Source organism: Geminicoccus sp., from assembly GCF_035556675.1.
GTDB lineage: Bacteria > Pseudomonadota > Alphaproteobacteria > Geminicoccales > Geminicoccaceae > Geminicoccus.
Window position 1 is genome coordinate 1 of the sequence record NZ_DATMFZ010000081.1, and the last position, 4,248, is coordinate 4,248.

General features: G+C 71.9%; 4 protein-coding genes. All 4 read right to left on the reverse strand.

Annotated elements, in window-relative coordinates; genetic code table 11:
- Positions 1-1,310, reverse strand: a 1,310-nt coding sequence (locus tag VNS22_RS06375) for an acetyl-CoA carboxylase biotin carboxylase subunit (RefSeq protein WP_325730735.1), incomplete at its 3' end; no start/stop codon positions are given.
- Positions 1,307-2,092, reverse strand: a complete 786-nt coding sequence (locus VNS22_RS06380) for an enoyl-CoA hydratase-related protein (protein WP_325730736.1) — start codon at positions 2,090-2,092, stop codon at positions 1,307-1,309. The genes VNS22_RS06375 and VNS22_RS06380, both read right to left, overlap by 4 nt.
- Before the next feature lie 4 nt (positions 2,093-2,096).
- A complete protein-coding gene (locus VNS22_RS06385) occupies positions 2,097-3,701 on the reverse strand; it encodes a carboxyl transferase domain-containing protein (RefSeq protein ID WP_325730737.1) in 1,605 nt (534 codons plus the stop codon).
- Between the two features lie 168 nt (positions 3,702-3,869).
- Positions 3,870-4,175, reverse strand: a complete 306-nt coding sequence (locus tag VNS22_RS06390) for a FitA-like ribbon-helix-helix domain-containing protein (protein WP_325730739.1) — start codon at positions 4,173-4,175, stop codon at positions 3,870-3,872.
- Between the last annotated feature and the right edge of the window lie 73 nt (positions 4,176-4,248).

A 4,248-nucleotide genomic window follows, 5' to 3' on the forward strand; every position in this document is an offset into this window, starting at 1 on the left:
CGCTCCAGCCAGAGCGTGTCGATCCGCTGCGCCTGGAAGTCGGGCTGGCGCAGGATGGCGTCCAGCAGCGGGATGTTGGTGACGATGCCGCCAATGCCCACCGACCCGAGCGCGGCGGCGGCTTTTGCCAGGGCATCGGCACGGTCCCGGCCATGCACGATCAGCTTGGCGAGCAGGCTGTCGAACTCAGCGCCGACCGACATGCCTTCGACGAGGCCATGGTCGACCCGCGCATCGGGCGGCAGTTCCAGCCGGCTGATCCGACCGGTGGTCGGGCGCAGATCGTGGGCGGGATCCTCGGCGCAGATGCGCAGCTCCACCGCATGGCCGGTGCATGGCGGGGGCCAGTCGGCGGGGAGCGGCTCGCCGCTGGCGATGCGCAGCTGCCAGGCGACCAGGTCCAGGCCGGTGACCAGCTCGGTGACCGGATGCTCCACCTGCAGGCGGGTGTTGACCTCGATCAGGTGCCAGGAGCCTTGGGGGTCCAGGAGGAACTCGACGGTGGCGGCGCCGGCATAGTCGATGGCGGCGACCAAGCGGACGGCGGCCTCGCCCAGGGCCGTGCGCGTGGCCTGATCCAGGAAGCTGGCGGGCGCCTCCTCGATCACCTTCTGGTGCCGGCGCTGCAGGGTGCAGTCGCGCTCGCCCAGGGCGACCACACTTCCGTGCCGGTCGGCCAGGACCTGGACCTCGACATGGCGCGGCCGCTCGACCAGCCGCTCCAGGATCAGCGTGCCGTCGCCGAACGCGGCCTCGGCCTCGGCGCGGGCGGAAGCCAGCAGCTCCGCCAGATCGTCAGCCTCCCGCACCACCCGCATCCCGCGCCCGCCGCCGCCGGCCGCGGCCTTGACCAGCAGGGGGAAGCCGATCCGCTCTGCCGCCTGGGCCAGGCGGGTCTGGTCGGCGCCGTCATCGCCCGGCACGACCGGGATGCCCAGGGAGGTGGCGAGGCTGCGGGCGGCGGCCTTGGAGCCGAGCCTCGCCATGGCCGCGGCCGAGGGGCCGACGAAGGTCAGGCCGGCCGCGGCGACGGCTTCGGCGAAGGCCGGGCTTTCCGACAGGAAGCCGTAGCCGGGATGGATCGCGTCGGCGCCGCTGCGGCGGGCGGCAGCGAGCAGCCGGTCGATCGAGAGGTAGGTGTCGGCAGCACTCTCACCGCCTAGATCGATCGCCTCGTCGGCCAGGGCCACGTGGCGGGCGTCGCGGTCGAGCGTGCCGAACACCGCCACGGTACGGATGCCCATGGCGGCGGCGGTCCGGAAGATCCGGCAGGCGATCTCGCCCCGGTTGGCGACCAGCAGCTTCCTCATCCGCCGGGCGCCCAGGATGGCGGGCGCTTGGCGAAGAAGGCGTCGATGCCCTCGCGGGCCTCGGCCGTGGCGCGGCGGGCGGCGATCGCCTCCACGGTGGCGCCGGCCACGAGGCTGCCGCCCTGCGGGTTGGCCGCGACCAGGCCGATGACCCGCTTGGCCTCGGCGATGGCACCGGGGGCGCCCTGGAGGAGTTCGCCGGTGAGTTCGGCGGCACGGGCGTGGAGCCGGTCGGGCGGGACGACCTCGTGGACAATGCCGAGCTCGCGCGCCGCCGCCGCGTCGAACCGCTCGGCGGTGAGGAACCAGCGCCGGGCCTGGCGGGGGCCCAGTGCCCGCAGGACGAACGGCGCCACGATCGCGGGCACCAGGCCCAGGCGCACCTCGCTCAGGCCGAACCGGGTACCTTCGGCGGCAAGGGCGATGTCGGCGGCGCAGACCAGGCCCAGCGCCCCGGCCATGGCGGCACCATGGGCCAGGCAGATCGTCGCCTGCGGCAGCTGGTCGAAGGCCACCAGCATCTCGCACAACCGGGTGGCATCCGCCTGGTTCTCCTCGGGCGAGAAGGCCGCTGCCCGACGCATCCAGTCGAGGTCGGCGCCGCTGCAGAAGGCCGGCCCTGCCCCCTGCAGCACCACCACCCTGGCGGAACGGTCGAACGTCAGTTCGGCGAAGCGGTCATGCAGGGACGCGATCAGCGCCTCGTCCAGCGCGTTGCGCCGCTCCGGGCGATCGAGGGTCAGGGTGACGACCGAACCGTCTCGTTCGTAGCGCAGCGCCATGGGGCTACATCCGGAACACGCCGAACCTGGTCTCTTGGACCGGTGCGGCCAGGGTGGCGGCGAGGGAGAGGGCCAGGACCCGCCGGGTGTCGGCGGGATCGATGATGCCGTCGTCCCAGAGCCTTGCAGTGGCGTAGTAGGGGTCGCCCTGGCGGGCGTACTGGGCGCGGATCGGCGCTTCGAAGGCGGCCTGCTCCTCGGTGGTCCAGCTGCCGCCCCTGGCTTCGATGGCGTCGCGGCGCACGGTGGAGAGCACGGTGGCGGCCTGCTCGCCGCCCATCACCGAGATCCGCGCGTTCGGCCAGGTCCAGAGGAAGCGCGGATCGTAGGCCCGGCCGGCCATGGCATAGTTGCCGGCGCCGAAGCTGCCACCGACCATGAGGGTGATCTTGGGCACGTCGGCACAGGCCACGGCATGCACCAGCTTCGCCCCTTCCTTGGCGATGCCGCCCTCCTCGTAGCTGCGCCCGACCATGAAGCCCGAGATGTTCTGGACGAACAGGAGCGGCAGGCGGCGCCGGCAGCACAGCTCGATGAAATGGGCTCCCTTGGCGGCACTCTCGGCGAACAGGATCCCGTCATTGGCGAGGATGCCGACCGGCATGCCCCACAGATGGGCAAAGCCGGTCACCAGGGTCGGGCCGAAGCGCGGCTTGAACTCGTCGAGCCGCGAGCCGTCCAGGATGCGCGCCAGCAGTTCCCGGACCGGCCAGGGCTCGCGCACGTCCTCCGGGATCAGGCCGTACAGTTCCTCCGCTGGGTAGAGCGGCGGCTCCGGCACGGTGTCCGGTGGCGACGGCGGTGGTGGTGTGAGCCCTGCCACCGCGGCGCGGGCGAGATCCAGCGCGTGGAGGTCGTTGTCGGCCAGCTGGTCGGCCACGCCGGAAACGCGGGTGTGCATCTCGGCGCCACCCAGCTCTTCGGCGCTCACCACCTCGCCGGTGGCGGCCTTCACCAGGGGCGGCCCGCCCAGGAAGATGGTGCCCTGGTTGCGGACGATCACGGCGAGGTCGGCCATGGCCGGGACATAGGCGCCGCCCGCGGTGCACGAGCCCATCACCACCGCGATCTGCGGGATGTTCTCCGCGGACATGCGGGCCTGATGGTAGAAGATCCGGCCGAAATGCTCGCGGTCGGGAAAGACCTCGTCCTGGGCGGGCAGGAACGCCCCGCCGCTGTCGACCAGGTAGACGCAGGGCAGCCGGTTTGCCTGTGCGATCCGCTGGGCGCGCAGGTGCTTCTTCACGGTGAGCGGGTAGTAGGTGCCGCCCTTCACCGTGGCATCGTTGGCCACCACCATGCAGGTGCGGCCCTCGATCCGGCCGATCCCGGCGACCAGCCCGGCCGAGGGGACGGGATCGTCATAGACGTTCAACGCTGCGAGCTGGCCGATCTCCAGGAAGGCCGAACCCGGGTCGAGCAGCCGGTCGATCCGCTCGCGGACGAACAGCTTGCCGCGCGATTCGTGGCGGGCACGGGCGGCAGGGCCACCGCCCGCCGCGGCCTCGGCGGCGCGGGCGCGCAGGGTGGCGACCAGGGCCTGGTTGTGCCGGGCGCGGGCCTGGAAGGTGGCAGAGTGGGGGTCGAGGGTGGAGCGGAGGATGGTCACAGATCCGCCAGCCCCTCGACCCGGCCGGCATGATGCGAAGTGGTGAACATTCGACTGAAGCGCAGATCAGCATGGAGCCGACAGTGATGCCCGAGCCCTTGCGCTGCTTCGCTATCCTCTTCCGGATGGACCGAGTTGACCGCGATACTCGTTTCGACGACCAAGCGGTCAATCACGATAGCCGCCCGCAAGCCATGCCGTGCGCTCATCCCTCATCTGGCGAATGAGCTCTGTGCTGTCCGGCAAGACCCGGTCGCCCCACAACTCCCGGCGCACGGCACGCAGCCGCTCGACCCAGGCTTCCGCCTTTTCGGCTTCGACCTTCTCGCGACCCGGCTCATCGGCGGGTGCGTCCCTGGCGGCGTTTAGCAGGATCTCTCGCAGCTCCTGCTCGAGGCTGCGCCCCGCCGCCTGCGCACGCCGCCGCAGCGCCGCCACCACCTCCGGCTCCAGCTGATCGATCGTGACCTGCATCGTCATCTCCCCGGGCCTGCCTCTTATACTTGGCCCCGGGGCCAGGGGCTACCAGCCGCCGGTGGCCAGCCAG